Below are 21,557 nucleotides of genomic sequence, written 5' to 3' on the forward strand. Positions count from 1 at the left end.
ACTCCTGCGGTTACTCGTCGCAAGCCCGTGGAAAGAGGAGCTGCTTTTGTCAAAGTATCGATGAAGAAAGTGAGAGGTGCGAATGTCATATCAGTTGGGTAGGGGCAGCTACACATAAAAATGATTCCTGAATATGCTAAGAATAATGTCAATTATTAATCGAACTTGGAAAGAGGAATAATATGATTCAAGTATCGGGGATGCCCTTTCAGCAAAGTGACATGTGGACGGCTGGTAGTATTGAAAGATTGATTGTTCAACGAATGATCGAACACACCGTCGTTTACTCATATCAATCCATAGATGAATTATCGTTTGAGTTAAAGGTACGTAAAAATATCATAGCAAGTGCAAGAGCCATGCATAAAAGTAATCCGCTGTTTGAAACGTTTGCAAATTCCCGTGCAAATCCTCAATACTGGCAAATGACAAGCAACGGCGGACTCCTGTTGAAAAATGGCGTAAAGCCATCGGACGCCATTCAAGATATCTACTTGAACAGTGAACAATATGCTTTTGAATGTGCTACGGCAATGGTCATAATTTTTTACGATGCGGTCCTAAAATCTATAGGCGAATGGTTATTTAATCAATTGTTTCAAAACAACATTTATTTATACAGCTGGCAATATGATTCTGAACTTCAAATAAGACCGTATTATTCATATCAATCTTTGCCTGGGGATGTCATCTATTTTAAAAACCCGGAATTCGACCCGCAAACCCCTCAGTGGAGAGGGGAAAATGCCGTTGAATTAGGTGATGGTACGTATTTTGGTCATGGGTTAGGAATCATGACAGCTGAGAAAATTATAGATGAGCTGAATCTTAGGAGAAAGCCAGAGTCAAATCAAACTGCCTATCTGACAAATGTAATTGGAAGACCTTCATTTACCCATTTGGCGAAAATTTTCATGTCGCAACCTAGTTATTTGGTTCATAGACTCCACCCAATCGTCCATCATAACGAAAGCTCGATTCCAGTTGATCGAATGATGATCTAAGTACGAACAAAAAATTGTTATTTAATTGTAAAAATATAGGTATATCAACACAAAAGGGCTACCAATTCACTCATGAATTGATAGCCCTTTTGTGTGTTTTTGAATTTTTGCATCTCAGTAGAACCCGTTAAATCACACACACTCTAAAGTTTCATTTGGATTCTTTGTTTCCGATGCTCTCTTCTAGCAGGACCTGAATCAAAAAGTCGATGTTCGTTTTCTGTTTCAGGTCGTATACCAGGAACCGGCATAGGTTTTCCATCTTCAACTGCTACAAATGTCAGGAAAGATTCCGTTGTTAACTTCGTTTCCCCGGTTAACAAGTTCTTCGATTGAACACGCACATACACTTCCATTGAAGTGCGGCCTGTCGAGCTCACGATAGCTTCCATCTCCAGCACATCTCCAACTCTTGCGGAAGAAAGAAAATCCACTGAATCGATTGATGCGGTAACAACCGGCATATTGCAATGTTTCATTGCCGTTATTGCACCGATTTCATCGATATACGATAAAACCCTACCACCAAAAATTGTTTCATGATGATTCGTGTCCGGCGGTAAGACCAAATGTGTTTGAATTGTTCGCGACTGGCTCATGGGTACTGAATTTGTCATGATGATCTTCCCTTCATTGCTGAATAGATTCATCATACAAAACGATATAGTGAATGAAAAGTTTCACGGTTTTACAATTGTTGTTACTCGTACAAGTGACACGCCACAAAATGACCTGGTTCCTGTTCTTGCCATGCAGGTTTGACGTTTGCACAAACTTCCATCGCCATCGGACAACGCGTTCTAAACACACATCCTGAAGGTGGATTGATTGGACTCGGTAATTCTCCTTCAAGTAAAATACGTTCGCGTGATTCTTCGATGTCCGGATCAGGAATCGGAATCGCCGATAATAACGCTTGTGTGTACGGATGAAGTGGATTTGCATACAGTTGATCACTTGTCGTCAATTCCACCATATGACCTAAATACATTACGCCGATACGGTCTGAAATGTATTTAACCATTGAAAGATCATGGGCAATGAATAAATAAGTTAAGCCTTTTTCGCTTTGCAGTTTCTGCAGCAGCTTCACCACTGAAGCTTGAACAGATACATCCAGCGCTGAAATTGGTTCATCCGCAATGATAAAGTCTGGGTCTAGTGCCAAGGCACGTGCAATTCCGATACGTTGACGTTGACCGCCAGAGAATTCATGCGGATACCTGTTGGCATGGTCACGATTGAGACCCACATCCTCGAGTAACTGATAAACCCGGCGTTGCATATCTTCTTTTTTCTTATGTAACCCGTGAACTTCCATCGGTTCAGCGATGATTTCAAATACCGTTGAACGTGGGTTAAGTGATGCATATGGATCTTGGAAAATCATTTGCATGTTGCGTAAAAATGCATAACGGTCGTTTTCGCCCATTGTATGCACATTTTTCCCAGCGTACGTTACTTCGCCTTCCGTTCGATTATATAACCCCATAATCGTACGTCCCGCTGTTGATTTACCACAGCCTGATTCCCCGACGAGTCCGAATGTTTCTCCTTGGTAAATGTCAAAACTGATACCGTCCACGGCTTTCAATGTTTGGTTTTTACCTAAATCAAAATGACGTTTCAGATCTTTTACTTCAAGCAATACTTGACCGGTCATGACGCTTCCCCCTCAACTCTTGCGTAGCGTCTTACCGCGCACAATTCGTTTACAAACTTTGTTCCCTCAAGTTCTATTACTTCAATATGTTGTCCTGTCGATGGTGAATGAATCATTTGGCCGTTGCCTATATAAATGCCGACGTGCCGAACATTGCTTGATCCAACGTTTGCGAAGAACAATAAATCACCAATTTCCCACTGACTCATGTCGGCCATATCTACTTCTTCACCATTTCTTGCTTGATCGTCTGCATCCCGAGGGATGAAATAACCATGACCTTTAAACATATTGTAACTAAACCCTGAACAGTCATAGCCATAAGGAGACATCCCGCCCCAGAAGTACGGAAGTTCTAAAAATTGCATGGCACTCGATACGACATAATCCCCTGAGCGTTCAATAAAAGCTTCAATTCCTGGCCCATGTTCTATTTCTTCGCTCGAAATGAGCGCTTCACCATGTGGTGTTGAAACTAAAGTAAATTGTTCATTATTATCGATAACTGGAAGAATTGTATTAAATGGAACTACCAGTAAAGGCTTTAGATCTTTCGTCCAAAGCTGCGCTTTCGGCACTGTCACTTTGGCAAAGCCAAAGTCTGAGATGCGTTCCATTTCTTTTAATTGGGCAACGGGTATCCACCCCGGATAGCCACGGCCATCCTTTTTTGAAGGTTGCCATGTACAGATGATTTTCGCCCAGTCACCATCAATTCCCTCGATCAATACATGTTCCCCGTAAAGGATTTGTGTTTGGACTCGGTTGCCATCACACAAATCAAGCAAATCCTCATACTTCATTGCCTCCAGCCACTTTGTAAAACGGACTGGGTTTTCAAGTCCAGGGGCATCCTGTTCTCTTGCAGACTCAGGCGAAGTCCATACTGTCGCAACAGCGACCGAACAAACCCAAGTAGTAGATGATTGAAATAACATATGAATTTCCCCCTTACCCTTTACGATGAAATCGTTTATTCATTAAATCTGTATGTAATCCAAGCCCCGGCTTGCGCGTAAATCGAATATGTCTGCCGTCGTAAACAATGCCGCCTTCAACGATATCTTCTGCTAGCATTAACGGCGCATCAAAATCAAAGCGGGTCACATTCGGCTGACTTGCAGCAAAATGAGCGGCTGCCGATATGCCAAGTTTCGTCTCAATCATGCTGCCCGTCATGCATTCCACTCCATAACTTTCAGCCAAGGCATTGATTTTCAACGCTTGATAAATGCCGCCAGCTTTCATCAGTTTAATGTTGATTAAGTCCGCTGCACGGAGCTGCAGAACGCGTAATGCGTCTTTTGGTGAGAAAATACTTTCATCCGCCATGATCGGCGTATGTGTGTGCAAGGTCACATGCTGTAAACCTTCGATATCATGCGCTTTTACAGGCTGTTCGATCAATTCGATTTCAAGTCCGGCATCTTCCATCTGCCCAATCGCACGGACCGCTTCTTTCGCTTCCCAGCCCTGGTTGGCGTCCAGTCTAAGTTTCGTTTCATAGCCGATTTTTTCACGAATGGCTTGAATGCGTTCCACGTCTTTCTCGATATCATCGATGCCTACTTTTATCTTCAATACATTAAATCCGCTTTTCACATACCGAGCTGCGTCTTCCGCCATTTCTTCCGCATCGTTTACACTGACTGTGAAATCCGTTTCCAGTGTATCGCGGTATCCACCGAGTATTGTTACTAGCGGGAGACCTGCAAGCTGCCCAAGTAAGTCATGGATCGCCATATCAATGGCGGCTTTTGCACTTGAATTACCCACCATGGAACGATGCAGTTTTTGGAATACCCGCTCCGAATGATGTAAATCAAGCCCAATTAATTGTGGACCCATTACATGATCGATCGCAAACTGTATACTCCCAAGGGAATCACCCGTAATTACATGGGTAGGTGGGGCTTCTCCCCACCCTACATATCCATCTTCCGTTGTGATTTTCACAAAAATGGAGTCAGCAATCGTCACGGTACGAAGCGCAGTTTTAAACGGTTTTGTGAGCGGTACCGCAACCGAAAAGGTTTCAATTGAATGTAGAATCATGGTCGTTTCCCCTCCCGTTTATTGGACGCCAGGTAAGATCGTCAATGTTTTGGCATCGCCATCCAATCTTGCTTCCACTCCCAGTGGCACAGCAAAATGCGGCTCGCAATGTCCGATTTTAAATCCAGATACAACTGGTTTTCCTAAGTCGCCTAGGTAATGTTCCAGTACTTCGCCGAGCGTTAAAGTCGTTTTGCGTTTTTTCGGCTCTGCTCGAGCAAAGTCACCCACTACGATGCCAGCTGCATCTTGAAGTTTGCCAGCTAGACGTAATTGATTTAGCATGCTGTCTACTTTATATGGTTCTTCATCTACATCTTCAATCAACAGTAACTTCCCGCGAGTATCGATTTCATATTTAGAGCCCAGTGCACTCACCAGTAATGAAAGATTTCCGCCGACTAATTCCCCTTGCGCATTCCCTCCACTCAATGTAGTTAACGGAGAAATAGCTTCTGTATAATGCAGTTCAATAGGTTCGAATAATTGATTGAACATACGTGCGGACAAATCATGGAATGTATCTTTTCCTACATCAGATGCCAGCATCGGTCCATGGAAAGTCACCACATTGGCGAATTGCCCGATGGTTGTATGTAGGAATGTGATATCACTATAGCCCCATAAAATTTTCGGTTGTTCCGCCATTAACTGAAAGTCAATCCGGTCAGCGTAACGTCCTGCCCCGTAACCGCCTCCAGCACAAATGATTCCTTTAATATTTGGGTCCGCAAGCATTTCTTGTAAGTCTTCCAGACGTTCATCATCTGTACCTGCCAAGTAGCCGTGCACGTTCTCAACGTGTTTGCCCATCTTGACGTTTAATCCCAGTTGTTCTAAAAATGCGAGCGAGCGTTGCAAGCTTTCTAAGTTGGGAGGACTTGACGGGGCAATAATGCCGATCGTATCCCCTTTTTGTAATCGTGATGGTCGTATGCGCATGCGTGTATTGCTCCTCTCTTCTATTTTCAAAAAAAGTTATTTCCTTTAGTATAACTTCTTTTGAAAACAGAAGGGTGCGGCGCCCTATTTAGACGCCGCAACTTCTATTGTTTACTCGTTAGTTTTGTCTACCCATTTAAGGTCTAAGTAACCCACTGGGTGACGAACGATTCCTGAAACGTTTGGTTTTTGCAATGCCACTTGGTTATAGAAGTGGATTGGGAAAATCGGCATTTCATCCATTAATACTTTCTCTGCATCCATCAATAACTGCCAGCGAGCTGCTGCATCTGTTTCTGCTTTAGCGTCAGCAATCAACTTATCGAATTCTGCATTTGACCAGCCAGTACGGTTCATTGAAGAACCTGTGATAAAGCTTTCGATCGCATTCACTGGATCTGCATAGTCATGTAAGAACGAAGAACGTGACAATTGGTATTTCAATTCTTTTTGTTCAGAAGCAAATACACTTCCTTCAACGTTAGCTAATTCAACATCCACGCCTAAAGCTTCTTTGAACTGCGCTTGCAAAGCAACCGCAATGTTTTGGTGTGTATCTGAAGTTGAGTAAGTTAAAGTGACAGTCGGCAATGTGTCGTAGCCTTCTTCTTTCATACCTTCTTCTAATAATTTCTTCGCTTCTTCAGCGTTGAATTCTACTAAATTGCCTACTGTGTCGCGGAATTCTTTACCATCCGGACCTTGGAAGCCGTATGAAACGAAACCATGTGCTGGTTTTTCACCGTTTTTCGTTACGAATTCAACAATCTCTTGTTGGTTAACTGCTGTTGCGAAAGCTTTACGAATTTTTTCGTTCGTGAAAGGCTCCATTGTCGTATTGAAACGGTAGAAATAAGTACCTGCTTGGTCTTGAATTGACACTTCTTCGCTGTCCATTAATTCAGCAGCCAATTCAGATGGAACGTCAGATACATCAAGTTCATTTGCTTGGTACATTTGGTACTCAGTATTCGTGTCGTTGACCATTGCCCACTCGACTTTATCGAGCTTCACAGTGTCAGCATCCCAATACTCTGGGTTTTTCTCGAATACCATTTTTGCATCATGTTCCCATGACGTTAATTGGAATGGTCCATTTCCTACGAATGATTCAGCTTCAGTGAACCACTCTGCGTTTTCTGTTGCCACTTTTTCATTGATTGGGAAAAAGCTTGGGTTAGTAATAATATTCAAGAATGCATCAGTTGGTGCAGTCAATTTTACTTCGAATGTTTTTTCATCTACTGCCTTCATTGCTACATCTTCAATCTTGCCTTCACCTGTGTTGAATGCTTCTGCACCTTCGATGAAGTATCCAAGGAATGCTGCTGGTGAAGCTGTGTTTGGATCTAACATGCGCGTCCAGCCATAAACGAAGTCTTTAGCAGTTACTGCGTCTCCGTTCGACCATTTTGCATCTTCACGAATGTGGAATGTGTATGTCAAACCATCTTCAGATACATCAATCTTTTCAGCCGTTGCTTCTACTGGCTGATGGTCTTCTCCTAAACGAGTCAACCCTTCCATTAAGTTGTTCAATGCATTCCAAGAAACAGCATCAAAGCCAACCGATGGATCAAATGATGTAGGCTCGCTGCCGTTGTTCAAGTAAAGCACTTTTTCTTCAGCTGTTTCTGTTTCTTTGTCTTCTCCGTCTTTGTCTGCTGGCTTTTCGCCTGCGTCATTATTCGCTGTACATGCTGTTAGTACAAGAGCGAATACGGCTGTAAGTAGTAACAAGAGCCATTTCTTCATGTGTGTTTTCCCCCTTGGAATAGTTTTCATGCTTTATGATTATGCACCTGGGTGCGTTCATCCTATTTTTGTGCTGTTGCCAAAAACGCTTGTGCACGTTTGTCCTGTAACCAGCAGTCAACGCGATGTGTCGCTGATTTTATGGTTGTGTCCGGATGTACATGTTCACAAACTTCCATTGCAAACGGACATCTTGCTGTAAATGCACACCCTTTTGGTGGCGCAAACAAGTCAGGTGGTGTGCCTTCAATCGGTTGCAGTTCTTCTGCAATCAAATCGAGACGCGGCACCGAATTGAGTAAGCCTTGCGTATACGGATGCTGAGGTGTATAGAAAATTTCACGTTTCGTGCCAAGCTCTATAATTTTCCCAGCGTACATTACCGCGATACGATCCGCTATTTTTGCCACAACGCCTAGGTCATGAGTAATCAAGACAATGGATACCCCTGTCTTCGCTTGAATTTCTTCAAACAATTCGAGGATTTGTGCTTGAATCGTTACGTCCAGTGCAGTTGTCGGTTCGTCCGCGATTAATAATTCCGGTTCGCAAATGAGCGCAATCGCAATAACAATCCGTTGACGCATCCCCCCTGAAAACTGGTGAGGATACTGTTTCAGACGTTCCTGTGGGTTTGGGATGCCCACCAGACGAAGCATAGCCAGCGCTTTCTCTTTCGCTTCTGCTTTGCTTGCTTTCGTATGAGTGAGCACACCTTCCATCAGCTGCTCGCCAATGGTAAGGGTCGGGTTGAGTGCCGTCATCGGATCTTGGAAAATCATCGAGATGTCGACACCCTGTACTTTACGAAGTTCCTTTTTCGTCATATTCGTTAAATTAACATCTTTGAACATTACTTTGCCATCTGAAATGCGACCTGGTGGCTGTGGAATGAGCCCCATAATGGCATTAGAAGTTACGGATTTCCCACAACCCGATTCGCCTACAATTGCCAGTGTTTCTCCTTTTCGAAGATCAAAGGATACTCCACGGACGGCATGTACATTTCCACCATATGTTTTGAATGACACATGTAAATTATCTACCGACAAGATGATGTCATCCGTAATGACTTTTTTACGTTTCGTTTTTTGCGTGTGCGCTGTCACAACGGCTTGTTGGCTGCGTCCGACTTCCGCACGTCTTTCTTTCGCCAATTCACGGGCGTTTTCTAGTTGCTGTTCGTTCATATGTGTCACCCCCTTAACTTCGGATCAAGTGCGTCTTGTAGTCCGTCACCAAGGACGTTAAATGCAAACATCGTCAATGAAATAAAGAATGCCGGGAAGAATAGTCTCCACCAGTGACCCGATAAAATAACAGGCAAGGCATCATTCGCCATAACACCCCAACTTGCAAATGGAGCTTGAATACCTAGTCCAAGGAAACTCAGAAAGGCTTCAGCGAAAATGGCACTCGGAACTGTCAAAGTCATTTGGACAATAATCGGACCCATGGTATTCGGCAATAAATTACGTCGAATGATTCGTGGGGTCTTTGCTCCAAATGATTTGGATGCCGTCACGAATTCATAGTTTTTGATCTGCAATACTTGTCCCCGGACAATCCGGGCCATTCCGACCCATCCGGTAACGGTCAGAGCGACGATAATTGTTGTTAAACTCGGACCCATAACGACTAACAATAAAATAACGACTAATAAATGCGGCAAGCCGTAAAGAACTTCAATAATGCGCATCATGACTGCATCTGTACGTCCACCTTTGTAGCCACTGAAACCGCCGTATATGACACCGATGAAGAAATCAATCAATGCTGCGGCAAGACCAACAAATAATGAAATCCGTGCGCCATACCAGGTGCGGGTAAATACATCTCGTCCCATTTCGTCCGTCCCAAACCAGTGTTCACTTGAAGGTGCTTTGTTTTGGTTCGGCAAGTCCATGCCATCTACGGCATGTGGTGAGAACATTGGACCAAAAATCGCGAGTATGGCAAGCAAAACCAGGAAAACTAAACCGGTCATCGCCAATTTATTTGTGCGAAGACGGCGCCATGCATCTTTCCAGTAGGATAAGGAAGGACGAACGACGGCTTCCGCCTCGACTAAATCTTTTTCTTTCTTACGGAACCATTCATCAGGTACTTGGTTGGGTGATACGGGTGTTGATTCGTGGTTGGTAGTCATCACGCATCCCCCTCTTTCTTATGCAATTTAATACGTGGATCCAGGAACCCATAAACCAAATCTACGACGAATAACATGAACACAAGAATCGTGCTATAGAATACGGTCGTTCCCATAATGACCGGATAATCCCGGTTGTTGATACTTTCAACGAAATATTTCCCCATCCCAGGAATCGCGAAAATTTTCTCGATTACAAACGTTCCTGTCAGAATCCCGGCAAGCATCGTCCCCATAATTGTGACAACAGGCATCAATGCATTACGCAACGCATGTCGTGCAACGATGCGAAACGGTGACAACCCTTTTGCTCTCGCCATCTTTATGTAGTCCTGCGTCAATACTTCAAGCATCGATGAACGAGTCAAACGTGCAATGATGGCCATTGGACCAGTGGCTAGTGCGAGTACCGGAAGCACCATATGCATCGGGCTCGACCAGGTGGCTGGCGGGAAAATATTATAATCTACTGCTAGTTTTTGAATCAGTAATGTAGCAAGCACGAAGCTCGGTACGGAAATTCCGATTACCGCAAACGTCATTGCAAAGTAATCAATAATCCCGTTGTGGCGCAGTGCCGCGAACGTTCCGAGTAATACACCGGAAATGACTGCAACCAAAATGGTGACCATCCCAAGCTCAAAGGATATCGGGAAGCCCCTGGCGAGCAGTTCATTGACTGTCTCATTCGGTTTCTTAATCGATGGTCCGAAATCTAATGTAACGATTGATTTCAAGTAGTACATATATTGGACCGGAAGTGGTTCATCCAGCTTGTAAAAACGTTCTAGATTGGCTTGAATCGTTTCATTTGTCGTCCGTTCTTCATTGAACGGCGAGCCTGGAATTGAGTGCATCAGAATGAATGTCAGTGTCGCGATGATCAGAATGGTCATAATCATCATCAAGAAGCGTTTGATTGTATATGAGAACATGTCGCGTCCCCCTTAACAGAACGTCGTTTGCATCGCTAGTTCCACTTGAACTAACATTGCACGATACGCTTCCAAAATATCTTTTGCTTCAAATTTCACAATCGTTGTACCAGGTTCGATTTCACAGCCAGGCATGATTGCTGCCCATTCTGCTTGTCCGTAGTTCGCAAATTCAATGCGTAGCGTTGGGTTTTCAGGTGGAATCAGTGGTTTTACCAAATGGCGATTGTCTACCGCCTTTTGAATTTGTTCCGTCAATAATGCATGTGATTTCTTTGGATGCATCGTTTTGACTGCCTGGCGTGTGATGGATTCTTTCACTGCCACCGTTGTGATGTTTGGAATGAGTGCTGCCGCTTCACGGCAAGCTCCGTCATCTCCTGCAACCATGATGACCGGCACGCCAAAATGACCCGCCACATAGGCATTGAATCCAAGCTCCCCAATTTCCACATCATTGATGTACATATTCCGCACACCAAAAATCATAGAGTGACTCATGACACCGGGTTGCCCTGCACGCGAGTGGTAACCGGCAAAAATCGCTCCATCATAGGTTTCATCGAGTGCTTGCACCATGGAATAAGGTTTCACTCCACCTGTAATCAACATCGCTTCCGGATGCAAATCTTCGACGAGTAAGTTGTTCATTTGTGAATGGCTGTCGTTTACTAAAATATCAGTAGCCCCTTTTTTCAGTAAGCCTTCAATAATGGCATTTGCTTCGTTTGTCATGATACGACGGGCGCGTTCATAGTTGTGTTTCTTCGAATCTACGAAAGTGTGATCAGGTAAACCTGTAATCCCTTCCATATCGATCGAGATAAAAAATTTCATATTCGTGATGTCCCCCTCATACCATTGATACATATTTTTATTTTTATGAATTTTTGCTGATTGTTATTATTAAAAGGTACCAAAATTATTAGAATATTTCAATATAATTTAAGGTTTTTTTTCGTCTTACGAAATGAATTCATGAGGATTTTAGGAAGGTTGTGGCACCGAGTTTATGGGAACCCCCCCTATAGAATCGTTCTGGGACAATCATAAAGGGCCGTACACCATTTAAAAGGGTTCGTACACCAAATAACAGGGTCGTTACCCCAATTAAACGTGGCAGTACCCCAATTAAACACTGCCCAACACCAAATAAAGTGCCATTTACTACGAATATGCATTTCCCGCCAACTTATTCCTTTAAAAGGATTTCAGTTGACATCCGCTTTCATGCGTACTACGATAGGAACAACTTTTTTGTTCGGGATTTAGGCAGAAGGTGTCGGGAGCGACATCGCCGGTGAGAACACCAAGTTGAGATGAGTTGAGTTGAGAAAAATCGATGACAAAGAATAGTAGCGCAAGTGCGTCTTCATAGAGAGTCAGCGGCTGGTGGAAGCTGATAGGCAACTTCGTGTGAATGGTCTTTGGAGAGTTTCCCAGAATATTAGTATGGGAAAACGTGTAATCTACGTTACAGATTCTAGAGTGAAAGCCAGTTTTAGTGGCTTTTAATTTGAGGTGGCACCACGGTCATTCCGTCCTCTGTACGTGAACTTTTCTGTTCATGTACAGGGGACTTTTTTGTTTTCCGGAGTGCAAACGAGCTGAGCAGAGGAGAGATTAGCATGCAAACACATGCAGTAAAAACAACGCGTCTCACGATCAACGGAGACACATTATCGCCCATCGCGATTTTCAAAAGGTTACAGGGAACTCGGAAATTCCTGCTTGAAAGTTCTTTGAAACATGAGGCATCAGGTCGTTATTCCTTCATTGGTGCAGATCCAGTGCGAGAATTACGTGGTTCCGCCAACGAATTAATAGAACGTTCACTGCTGACGGGGGAAATCACCGTGCATAGCGGAAAGCCTATTGAATCTTTGAAAACATTGCTTCCTTTTGATGACGATAATCTGGAGTTTCCTTTCACAGGAGGAGCAGTTGGTTATATCGGCTACGACGTCATTGCACACTATGAAGACATTGGTCCGGCACTTCCTGACGAACGTGACATGCCTGATATTCATCTGCTCATTTATGAAACGGTCGTTGTCTATGACCATCAAAAACAAGATGTCACCATTTTGCATAATGGCGCAACCCCTTCTCCTATCGAAGAAATCGAACGTCAATTGACCATGAAGGAACTTGAAGTAGAAGAAAGTGAACAATCTTGTCTTCCCTTCACATCGAATGTCACTAAACAATCGTTTATCGATCAGATTGAACGCGCAAAAGAATGTATTCGCGCCGGGGAAGTGTTTCAAATCGTTCTATCTCAACGATTGCAAGCAACGTACACTGGAGACCCTTTAACGCTGTACCGGAAACTAAGAAAAGACAATCCTTCGCCCTACATGTTTTACGTCGATTTTGACGAACACGTAGTACTGGGTGCTTCTCCTGAAAGTTTGCTGAGTATTCAAGGAAACCGCGTGACGACGAATCCGATTGCAGGAACGAGAAGACGAGGTCAAACACCAGAAGAAGATGCACAACTTGCAAAAGAATTGCTCGCCGACCCAAAAGAACTTGCTGAACACCGGATGCTCGTGGACTTGGGAAGAAATGATCTGGGACGAATCAGCGAAGTAGGCAGCATCCATTTAACGAAATATATGAACATTGAAAAATACCAACATGTCATGCACATCGTTTCCGAAGTGGCTGGCACTTTGCGAAATGACCAGCATCCTCTTGATGCACTAGTCGCCTGTTTACCTGCAGGAACTGTAACGGGAGCACCTAAAATTCGTGCCATGCAAATCATTCAAGACATGGAAAACGTGAAACGAGGCGTGTATGCAGGCGCAGTCGGCTACATTGGATTTAATGGAAATATTGATATAGCGTTAGCGATTCGAACACTGGTTATCAAAGACCAAACCGCCTATGTCCAAGCGGGTGCTGGCATTGTATATGATTCCGATCCCCAAGAGGAATTTGAAGAAACGTTGCACAAAGCGAAGTCGTTACTGGAGGTGCTGGCATGATTCTGCTACTCGATCACTACGATTCGTTTACGTACAACTTGTATCAAAGCCTATCGATGCTCGGCGAAGAAGTAACAGTTGCCCGCTATGATGAGATTTCGATTAATGAAATTCGTCACATGAACCCAAAAGCGATTGTACTGTCACCCGGTCCAGGTTCACCAAATGATAAGTTGCATTCTTTAGCGATTATCCAGGAGTTTCACCAAACCATTCCGATGCTCGGGGTGTGCTTGGGTCATCAACTTCTTGGAGTGGCGTTTGGCGGGACAGTTAAACGGGCAACGCAGGTCATGCATGGAAAAACATCTGCCATTCGGCATTCACATTCAGGTATGTTTGCTTATTTGCCGCAACCATTATCGGTCATGCGCTACCATTCGCTCGTCCTCGAGGGGTTGCCTCCTTGTTTCAAAACAACCGCCATTTCGATGGATGATCAAAGTATCATGGCCATACAACATGTGGAATACCCCCTTTACGGCTTGCAGTTCCATCCTGAATCCATTGGGACGCGTGATGGAGAGAAGATTCTTCAAGCCTTTTTAACGGATATTGCTCAACCAGTTGAGATTTAGCCAGAAGAGATTTAGCCAGAGGAGAGATTGAGATGAGAAGATTTACAGAGAGTGTACGTGGTGGGAATTCACTGACGTACAGTGAGATGAGAGAAGCTACGAACGCCATGTTTTCAGAAGAAACAGCTGGCGTGGATATCGCGAATTTTTTAAATGCCCTATCCATAAAAAGTGAAACTACCGAAGAAATTGCAGCACTTGTTGAAGTGTTACGGGAAAATGCGACACAGATTCCTGTGACCTCCCCCTTTGTGTTTGATAACTGTGGAACGGGAGGCGATGGTTCCCAAAGCTTTAATATCAGTACCACTTCTTCATTCGTTTTAGCAGGGGCAGGACTGAAAATCGCCAAGCACGGAAACCGCAGTATTTCGAGCAGAACCGGTAGCGCCGATGTACTTGAAGAACTCGGCATTGCTTTGGATTTTCTACCACGCGAAGTGGATGAATTATTGAATCAAACGAACATCGCCTTTTTATTCGCTCCACATGTTCATCCAAAAATGAAACGAATTCAATCCATCCGAAAATCTATCGGAAAACCAACAATTTTCAATATGATTGGTCCCTTAACCAATCCAGTGGAATTGACTTCCCAATTGGTTGGTGTATACCGCCCGGATAAATTGATGGATATTGCCGCTGCCCTTCATCGACTTGGCCGAAAAAGCGCCATTGTCTTGAGTGGTGCTGGCGGAATGGATGAAGCATCTTTGGCGGGAGATAACCATCTCGTGCTCATGAAAGACGGCGATTGTATCCCGTTTACTTTGAATGCCCAGGAAGTTGGGTTGCCATATGCTTCACTCGAAGCGATTCGTGGTGGAGACGCGAAAGAAAACGCAGCTATTTTAACAAGCGTGTTGCGCGGAGAAGCCTCTCCTTATTTAGATACTGTGTTGTTAAATGCAGGCATTGGTTTGTTCGCAGCTGGCACCGTTTCAACCATTCAGGAAGGCGTTCATAAAGCACGGAAGACCATTTCAAACGGTCGGGCATTTAGTGTCATGAAATCAGTGATCGCCTACAGCCAGAACCGAAATTATTTGGAGGTGAACGCATGACAATTTTAGAGCAGATTTTAGAAGTGAAGAAATTAGAAGTAGCAGATTTATTGAAGCAAGAAGCCCTTTCCAAATTTACAAAAACACCTTCTGAGCCACCTTCACTATTTGAGACTTTATATAACACGCAGCATTTACAGGTCATCTCAGAAATTAAACGCGCTTCCCCTTCAAAAGGTTTGATTAATGGCCATGTTAATCCCGTTCAACAGGCACTCGCTTATGAAAAGGCTGGCGCAGTAGCGATTTCTGTATTGACTGATCAACAATTTTTCAAGGGATCGATGGATGATTTACAAGCTGTTTCTTCTGCAGTCAACCTACCCGTTCTCTGCAAGGACTTCATTATCCACCCATTGCAGATTGATCAGGCAAAACGTGCTGGCGCATCCGTCATTCTATTGATTGTTGCGGCACTTGAACAACCGCTTCTACAAGAGCTATTTGACTATGCAAGCAAGTTGAATCTGGAAGTTTTAGTTGAAGTTCATGACGTAGAAGAATTGCAAAGAGCTTTGGTGATAAATGCCAAAATGATCGGTGTAAATAATCGCAATCTCAAAACGTTCGAAGTGGATTTAGCGAACACTGCACAAATCGCAGCACATTTTCCTTTTCATGAACAACGCGTGCTAATCAGTGAAAGTGGAATTGCAGAAGTTTCTGACGCCATTTCAGTTGCCCAAGTCGGAGCACATGCAGTTCTCGTTGGAGAAACGTTAATGCGTACTGAAAATATTGACGAAATATTGCATACGTTTCACGTGAAACGTGGTGAATGTAGATGACTAAAGTCAAAATTTGTGGATTGATGGAACCGGAAGATGTGCAAACAGCAGTTAACTCAGGAGCTGATGCGGTTGGATTTGTGTTCGCGCCGAGTCGCCGGCAACTAACTGTTGAAATAGCGAAAGAACTCGCCTGTGCAGTTCCGAGTGAAGTAATGAAAATTGGTGTATTCGTCAATGAAGCATTAGAAGAAGTGGAACGAATTGCAAAAGAAGTGCCACTGGATGTCGTTCAGCTTCATGGAGATGAAACTCCGGAATACGTTAGACAAGTCAACCTTCCAACCATTAAAGCGTTATCGATAAACAATCTCGAAGATGTGCAAAAGGCTACTCAATATGAAGTTGATTATTTCTTATTTGATGCGCCAGGCGTAGAATTTCGTGGAGGTTCGGGTCAGTCATTTGACTGGACACTTCTTGCAAAAGCCAATATTCCGCTTGAGAAAGTCATACTAGCTGGCGGCCTGAATGAAAGTAATGTAAGAGAAGCCATAAACACCGTCCACCCTTTCATGGTGGATGTATCCAGCGGAGTTGAGACAGAGCAAAAGAAAGATGCAGAAAAAATCCGCACGTTTATACGTGCAGTTCGAGATGAGGAGAGATGAGCATGCAAACTACCTACAACCAACCAAACGCAACCGGACATTATGGCAGATTCGGCGGAAGATTTGTTCCTGAGACATTGATGCAAGCTGTGATTGAATTAGAGGAAGCTTACGATTTAGCCATTCAAGACGAAGCGTTTCTTGAGGAATTCCGCTACTACTTAAAGGATTATGTTGGTCGTGAAAATCCCCTTTACTATGCTGAACGCTTAACGAAGAAAATGGGTGGCGCCAAGATTTACTTGAAACGTGAAGATCTTAATCATACAGGCGCACATAAAATTAATAACACGATAGGTCAGGCACTTCTTGCTGTACGTATGGGCAAACGTAAAGTTGTTGCAGAAACCGGTGCTGGTCAGCATGGTGTTGCAACTGCGACGGTTTGTGCGTTGCTAGACTTGGAATGTGTGATTTTCATGGGCGAAGAAGACGTCCGTCGTCAGCAACTGAATGTATTCCGTATGGAGTTGCTGGGTGCAAAAGTCGTTTCCGTCACACAGGGCAGTCGAACGTTGAAAGACGCAGTGAACGAAGCGCTGCGTTACTGGGTGACGAATGTTGGCGACACTCACTACATTATGGGCTCTGTTTTAGGACCACACCCCTTCCCTAAAATTGTTCGTGATTTCCAACGCGTCATTGGTGACGAAACACGAAAACAAATCGTTGAAAAAGAAGGTCGCCTGCCGGATGCAATCGTTGCCTGCATTGGTGGCGGCAGTAATGCCATGGGAATGTTCTATCCTTTTATTGAAGATAAAGAAGTGAAACTATTCGGCGTGGAAGCAGCTGGTGCTGGTCTGGATACCAATCAACACGCAGCTACATTGACGAAAGGTTCTGTAGGCGTTTTGCACGGTGCGCTTATGTATTTACTGCAAGATGATGCAGGTCAAATTCAGGAAGCACACTCCATTTCAGCTGGACTCGATTATCCAGGAATCGGCCCTGAACATAGCTTCTTACACGAAAATGGCCGTGTTGAATATACGTCCGTAACGGATGAGCAGGCATTGACGGGTGTTCAATTGTTAGCTCGAACGGAAGGCATCCTCCCCGCATTGGAGTCTGCTCATGCCATTCATTTTGCCGGTGAACTGGCAGCTCGGATGAGTAAAGAAGAGATTGTTGTGATTTGTTTATCGGGACGCGGAGACAAAGATGTGGTCACTGTTCGGGATGCACTTGGAGGTGGAACAAATGACTAAAATGAAATTACAAACGGTCATTGAACAACAAGTCGCCACAGGTGGAAAAGCGTTCATCCCTTATATCATGGCCGGAGACGGCGGGTTACAGAACCTCCGGGAACAATTACTGTTTCTTCAAGAATCCGGTGCCACTGCAGTCGAACTCGGCATCCCTTTCTCTGATCCTGTTGCAGATGGACCAACCATCCAAGAAGCCGGGAAACGTGCCTTAACTTCGGGCGTAACATTGCGTGGCGTTTTGGAAGAAATCGGACGTATTCGTCATGAAATTACAATTCCAATTGTTTTAATGACGTATCTGAATCCTGTGTTCCGCTATGGAATCGAAAAGATTGCACAAGACTGTGCTGAGGCTGGAGTCAGCGGCTTAATTGTTCCTGATTTACCGTTAGAAGAAAGTGCGATGGTGAAGGATGAGTTCTCCAAACACGATTTGGCTCTCGTTCAATTGGTCAGTCTGACTAGCCCTCAAGAACGAATCGAGCGGATTGCGAAAGCTTCAGAAGGATTTCTGTATGCTGTTACGGTGACTGGCATAACGGGTGCGCGCGCAGAGTTTGCGGCGAATGTTGGCGAACATTTGGCGAAGCTGAAAAAAGTGAGCCTGGTACCAGTGATGGCAGGCTTCGGGATCTCCACGCCTGAACAGGTACGCGAAATGGGCAAACTTGCGGACGGGGTTATTGTGGGAAGCAGTATAGTTGATGCATTGCATGACGGGAATCTTGATTGTATCAGAGAGTTGATTGCTGCTTCGAAAGCAGTGGAGATCGGTTAACACTATAAAGACTAATATGGACCTCAGACGCGAAGACGTCTGAGGTTTTTTTGAAGGAAAAAACAACTTTTCCATCCAATGTCGTGTTACGACAATTGTTAATTGCCTACTTTTCAGCTGTTATTTGTGCATCTTGTTCTTTGCTTATTTTGAGTAACTCATTTGTAAATATTGAAAGTCCTATGGTAATTAGTCCTCCAGCCAACCATCGAATACCATCTGGTTCCGTAAATGTATTAAAATACGTCAACGTCAATATGAGACAACCGAATAATAAAAATAGTGTCGCTATTAGATTTTTCATCTTTCTTCCACCTCGCTCTAATTAGTAATCCTCACGCCCATAAATAACAACAACCAATCATTCAAGTTTATTTAACTAATTCTCTTTTATTCCCGTTACTCCTTCTCCTTTTCTAGAATCTTTCTGAAGAAGAATCATGTTCTTTCCCCAGCGAATGGACGAAAACTGTGTCTGAGTGGTCATAAAACCAACTTGAACGGACAAAAAGAAGCACCGCAATTGAATTTATCAATTGCGATGCTTCTTCATTTTTAAAACACAGTTTTCATCGTAATAAACTTCAACTCGGTCATTTCATCGACGGCAAATTTGACGCCTTCGCGGCCATAGCCACTCATTTTCACGCCCCCGTAAGGCATGTTGTCGACACGAAAAGTTGGAATGTCATTGATGATGACAGCTCCCGCTTCAATCTCATCGGCCGCTTTCATTGCATCCGTTAAGACATTCGTGTAAATGGCTGCATTCAATCCAAACTGAGAAGCATTTACCGACTCGATCGCTTCATCTAATGTGTCATAAGGAATGACAGATACGATTGGCGCAAAGACTTCTTCGCAGACGACTTTCATGTCTTCTTTAGCACCTATCAGTACAGTAGGATGTAACTGGCGTTCTGTAAATTCGCCTCCTGTCGCAACTTTTGCCCCTTGCGATTTCGCTTCTTCAATCCAACTGACAATGCGTTCGACTTCGTCTGGATGGATCATTGAACCGACATCGGTTTGTTCATCTAGTGGATCGCCAACTATTAATTTTTTCGTTTCTTCCACAAATCCTTGCACGAATTCATCATATACTTTGCGGTTTACGTAGATGCGTTGCAGTGAAATACATACTTGTCCCGAAAAGCTGAATGCCCCTTCTGCACAACGTTTGACGATTTTTTCAATAGGCACACTTGGCTCCACAATCAAGGCTGCGTTTGATCCTAGTTCAAGCGTAATTTTGCGTAGACCCACTTTTTCTTTAATTTTCAATCCGACAGGAACACTGCCAGTAAACGTCACTTTTTTAACGGCTGGATGTGTAATGAGAGCGTCACTTAACTCACTCCCGCTTCCTGTTACAATTTGAAGTGCACCATCCGGTAAACCAGCTTCCTTGAAAATATCGGCCATGACCAGTGCACTCAACGGTGTTTGTGTTGCCGGCTTCAAAACAACTGTATTCCCTACTGCGAAAGCAGGTCCCAGTTTATGCGCCACTAAATTGAACGGGAAATTGAACGGCGTTATGGCCGCCACAACGCCGATCGCTTCTTTTTTTGTCCAGCCAATTCGGTTCGCACCGCCTGGGGCAGCGTCCATCGGAATGGTTTCACCTCGGTACTGCTTCGCTTCCTCTGCAGCAAATTGATACGTCGCAATCGTGCGATCCACTTCACTACGGGACGTTTTCAACGGTTTACCCGCTTCTTGCGCCAATGTCATGGCGAGCTCTTCTTTACGTTCCCGCATAATGTTGACCACTTTATATAAAATTTCTGCCCGGTCATATGCCGTCCATTTTTTGAAGGAATGAAAAGCTTGTTCCGCGCCAGCAATCGCTACTTTCACATCTTCCGGTGATCCTTTTGCCACTTTAGCAAGCAGTTTTCCATCATAAGGAGCTTTCAATTCATACGTTCCACTTGCTTCACGCCAATCTCCATTAATCCAAAGTCCGGTTTCTTTCAAAAGAAACACCTCCTGAAGTCGTTATCTATACATTCGTCTCTATTCTATCATTCTCCTCCACCACTTGACGCGACTGCCGCATTTGTTGCTGCCATCGACGCAATGATGGCGGCTTGTTGTGCTTGCATCATCATTTCAATCGTAGTGGCGAAGCTTACAGAAGCTGTTTCTTCATTATCGATAATGTGTTTCGTTTCGAGTTGGACCGCGATAGGTAAAATCATATCTTTATACCAAGTGAAAAACTTCATTGTTTCCAATTGACGGTACGTCTCAATGACATGTTGCAATTCCTCATCTTTTATTTCTAAGGCTGCCAAAAAACCTACCATGACATAATGCATGGATTTTATTTTTATACCCGCACTTTTCAGTTGGTCCCGTATATGCACAGCCTGACCAACTATATTGGCTTGATAACTCGGGCTTGTATAGGTAAGAATTTGCGACATCCATTGAAGTTCATTCCCCATATAAAAACCTTGTGGTCGAAGTTCCGTGTAATATCGATTCATTGTTGCCGCTCGTTCTTTCGCTTCACCTGGCAGTCTGCCAAGCATGACTGCATACGGCACATCATCCGGTTGTGTTAGGAATGGATGATGTGCTTTCATCGCATCATATAAGAGTTTAGCTTGCGTCGCTTCGACATCTTGTAAAGACTTTTCGTCACTCATTAAAATAGCAGCTAAGTAACTGTAGACATTTGTTTTAAAGCCTGCAGATTTTAATGATTCCTTTTTCGCTCGTAAGTTATCAATTGAAACGGACGGATCTTCATCTTCCTTCGTCAAGAATGCCGCCATCATATAGTGAATATGTGATCGAAGTGGTGATGTCCAGCTAGATTTTTGCTTGATCACATCTGAAGTTGCCAAGAAACGCTTGCCATCGAATGTTTTACCTGTCGTGACATAGTAACTTGCTATCGATAACGCAATTCGTTTATCAACAGTCCAACCAACTGCATTTTTCACTTGTTCAAATGTTGCTAACAAATCTTCTTTCACCTGAACCATTTTCATATCACCCACTCCTTTTT

The 21,557-nt window shown here is 43.8% G+C and carries 21 protein-coding genes and 1 other annotated feature; of the genes, 8 read left to right on the top strand and 13 right to left on the bottom strand.

Translation table 11 applies throughout. From position 1 onward, the window contains the following. Positions 1-182: 182 nt before the first annotated feature. Positions 183-1,004, top strand: a complete 822-nt coding sequence (locus M9R32_RS11145; protein ID WP_269926803.1) for a protein-glutamine gamma-glutamyltransferase — start codon at positions 183-185, stop codon at positions 1,002-1,004. A 143-nt stretch (positions 1,005-1,147) separates the two neighbouring features. Here the strand turns inward: M9R32_RS11145 and M9R32_RS11150 are convergent, their stop codons facing one another. The 10 genes from M9R32_RS11150 to M9R32_RS11195 form a co-directional block, all read right to left on the bottom strand. Further along, a complete protein-coding gene (locus M9R32_RS11150; RefSeq protein WP_269926804.1) occupies positions 1,148-1,621 on the bottom strand; it encodes an acyl-CoA thioesterase in 474 nt (157 codons plus the stop codon). Positions 1,622-1,704: 83 nt separating this feature from the next. Then, the gene (locus tag M9R32_RS11155) at positions 1,705-2,667 is read right to left on the bottom strand and encodes an ABC transporter ATP-binding protein (protein ID WP_269926805.1); all 963 of its coding nucleotides are present in this window, start codon (positions 2,665-2,667) and stop codon (positions 1,705-1,707) included. After that, entirely contained in the window at positions 2,664-3,605 is a 942-nt protein-coding gene (locus tag M9R32_RS11160; protein WP_269926806.1) for a C40 family peptidase, read from the bottom strand. Before M9R32_RS11160 ends, M9R32_RS11155 begins: the two co-directional genes overlap by 4 nt. 13 nt (positions 3,606-3,618) lie before the next feature. Beyond that, on the bottom strand, positions 3,619-4,722 hold the full coding sequence (locus tag M9R32_RS11165; protein ID WP_269926807.1) for a mandelate racemase/muconate lactonizing enzyme family protein: 1,104 nt from the start codon (positions 4,720-4,722) through the stop codon (positions 3,619-3,621). Between the two features lie 18 nt (positions 4,723-4,740). Then, positions 4,741-5,664, bottom strand: coding sequence for a S66 peptidase family protein (locus M9R32_RS11170; protein ID WP_269926808.1), 924 nt, complete (start codon positions 5,662-5,664; stop codon positions 4,741-4,743). Between the two features lie 111 nt (positions 5,665-5,775). After that, entirely contained in the window at positions 5,776-7,419 is a 1,644-nt protein-coding gene (locus M9R32_RS11175; protein ID WP_269926809.1) for a peptide ABC transporter substrate-binding protein, read from the bottom strand. A gap of 62 nt (positions 7,420-7,481) precedes the next feature. Further along, positions 7,482-8,609: an ABC transporter ATP-binding protein gene (locus M9R32_RS11180; RefSeq protein ID WP_269926810.1), complete on the bottom strand. Its 1,128-nt coding sequence runs from the start codon at positions 8,607-8,609 to the stop codon at positions 7,482-7,484. 5 nt (positions 8,610-8,614) lie between these two features. Further along, the gene (locus tag M9R32_RS11185) at positions 8,615-9,568 is read right to left on the bottom strand and encodes an ABC transporter permease (RefSeq protein WP_269926811.1); all 954 of its coding nucleotides are present in this window, start codon (positions 9,566-9,568) and stop codon (positions 8,615-8,617) included. Continuing rightward, a complete protein-coding gene (locus tag M9R32_RS11190; protein WP_269926812.1) occupies positions 9,568-10,503 on the bottom strand; it encodes an ABC transporter permease in 936 nt (311 codons plus the stop codon). The genes M9R32_RS11185 and M9R32_RS11190 overlap by 1 nt, the downstream gene beginning before the upstream one ends. 12 nt (positions 10,504-10,515) lie before the next feature. Continuing rightward, positions 10,516-11,340: a M55 family metallopeptidase gene (locus M9R32_RS11195; RefSeq protein WP_269926813.1), complete on the bottom strand. Its 825-nt coding sequence runs from the start codon at positions 11,338-11,340 to the stop codon at positions 10,516-10,518. Between the two features lie 496 nt (positions 11,341-11,836). Beyond that, positions 11,837-12,052, top strand: a binding site (T-box leader). A gap of 79 nt (positions 12,053-12,131) precedes the next feature. Here M9R32_RS11195 and trpE point away from each other — a divergent pair. From trpE to trpA, 7 genes are read left to right on the top strand one after another with little or no spacing between them, the layout of a single operon-like run. Then, on the top strand, positions 12,132-13,499 hold the full coding sequence (gene trpE, locus M9R32_RS11200; protein WP_269926814.1) for an anthranilate synthase component I: 1,368 nt from the start codon (positions 12,132-12,134) through the stop codon (positions 13,497-13,499). Next, on the top strand, positions 13,496-14,077 hold the full coding sequence (locus M9R32_RS11205; protein ID WP_269926815.1) for an anthranilate synthase component II: 582 nt from the start codon (positions 13,496-13,498) through the stop codon (positions 14,075-14,077). The genes trpE and M9R32_RS11205 overlap by 4 nt, the downstream gene beginning before the upstream one ends. 32 nt (positions 14,078-14,109) lie before the next feature. Next, complete coding sequence (trpD, locus tag M9R32_RS11210; RefSeq protein ID WP_269926816.1) at positions 14,110-15,141, top strand: anthranilate phosphoribosyltransferase; 1,032 nt, start codon at positions 14,110-14,112, stop codon at positions 15,139-15,141. Next, entirely contained in the window at positions 15,138-15,929 is a 792-nt protein-coding gene (trpC, locus tag M9R32_RS11215; protein ID WP_269926817.1) for an indole-3-glycerol phosphate synthase TrpC, read from the top strand. The genes trpD and trpC overlap by 4 nt, the downstream gene beginning before the upstream one ends. Beyond that, positions 15,926-16,540, top strand: coding sequence for a phosphoribosylanthranilate isomerase (locus tag M9R32_RS11220; protein ID WP_269926818.1), 615 nt, complete (start codon positions 15,926-15,928; stop codon positions 16,538-16,540). The genes trpC and M9R32_RS11220 overlap by 4 nt, the downstream gene beginning before the upstream one ends. 2 nt (positions 16,541-16,542) lie before the next feature. Continuing rightward, on the top strand, positions 16,543-17,751 hold the full coding sequence (gene trpB / locus M9R32_RS11225) for a tryptophan synthase subunit beta (RefSeq protein ID WP_269926819.1): 1,209 nt from the start codon (positions 16,543-16,545) through the stop codon (positions 17,749-17,751). Then, a complete protein-coding gene (gene trpA, locus M9R32_RS11230) occupies positions 17,744-18,532 on the top strand; it encodes a tryptophan synthase subunit alpha (RefSeq protein ID WP_269926820.1) in 789 nt (262 codons plus the stop codon). Before trpB ends, trpA begins: the two co-directional genes overlap by 8 nt. Before the next feature lie 106 nt (positions 18,533-18,638). Here the strand turns inward: trpA and M9R32_RS11235 are convergent, their stop codons facing one another. The 3 genes from M9R32_RS11235 to M9R32_RS11245 form a co-directional block, all read right to left on the bottom strand. Continuing rightward, on the bottom strand, positions 18,639-18,836 hold the full coding sequence (locus M9R32_RS11235; RefSeq protein ID WP_269926821.1) for a hypothetical protein: 198 nt from the start codon (positions 18,834-18,836) through the stop codon (positions 18,639-18,641). Positions 18,837-19,087: 251 nt separating this feature from the next. Further along, entirely contained in the window at positions 19,088-20,515 is a 1,428-nt protein-coding gene (locus M9R32_RS11240) for an aldehyde dehydrogenase family protein (RefSeq protein WP_269926822.1), read from the bottom strand. 47 nt (positions 20,516-20,562) lie between these two features. Beyond that, positions 20,563-21,540 carry a DUF4003 family protein gene (locus M9R32_RS11245; RefSeq protein ID WP_269926823.1) on the bottom strand — a complete coding sequence of 326 codons (978 nt, stop codon included), beginning with the start codon at positions 21,538-21,540 and terminating at the stop codon, positions 20,563-20,565. Positions 21,541-21,557 lie beyond the last annotated feature (17 nt).

The organism is Paenisporosarcina quisquiliarum, assembly GCF_027563315.1.
Taxonomy (GTDB): domain Bacteria; phylum Bacillota; class Bacilli; order Bacillales_A; family Planococcaceae; genus Paenisporosarcina; species Paenisporosarcina quisquiliarum.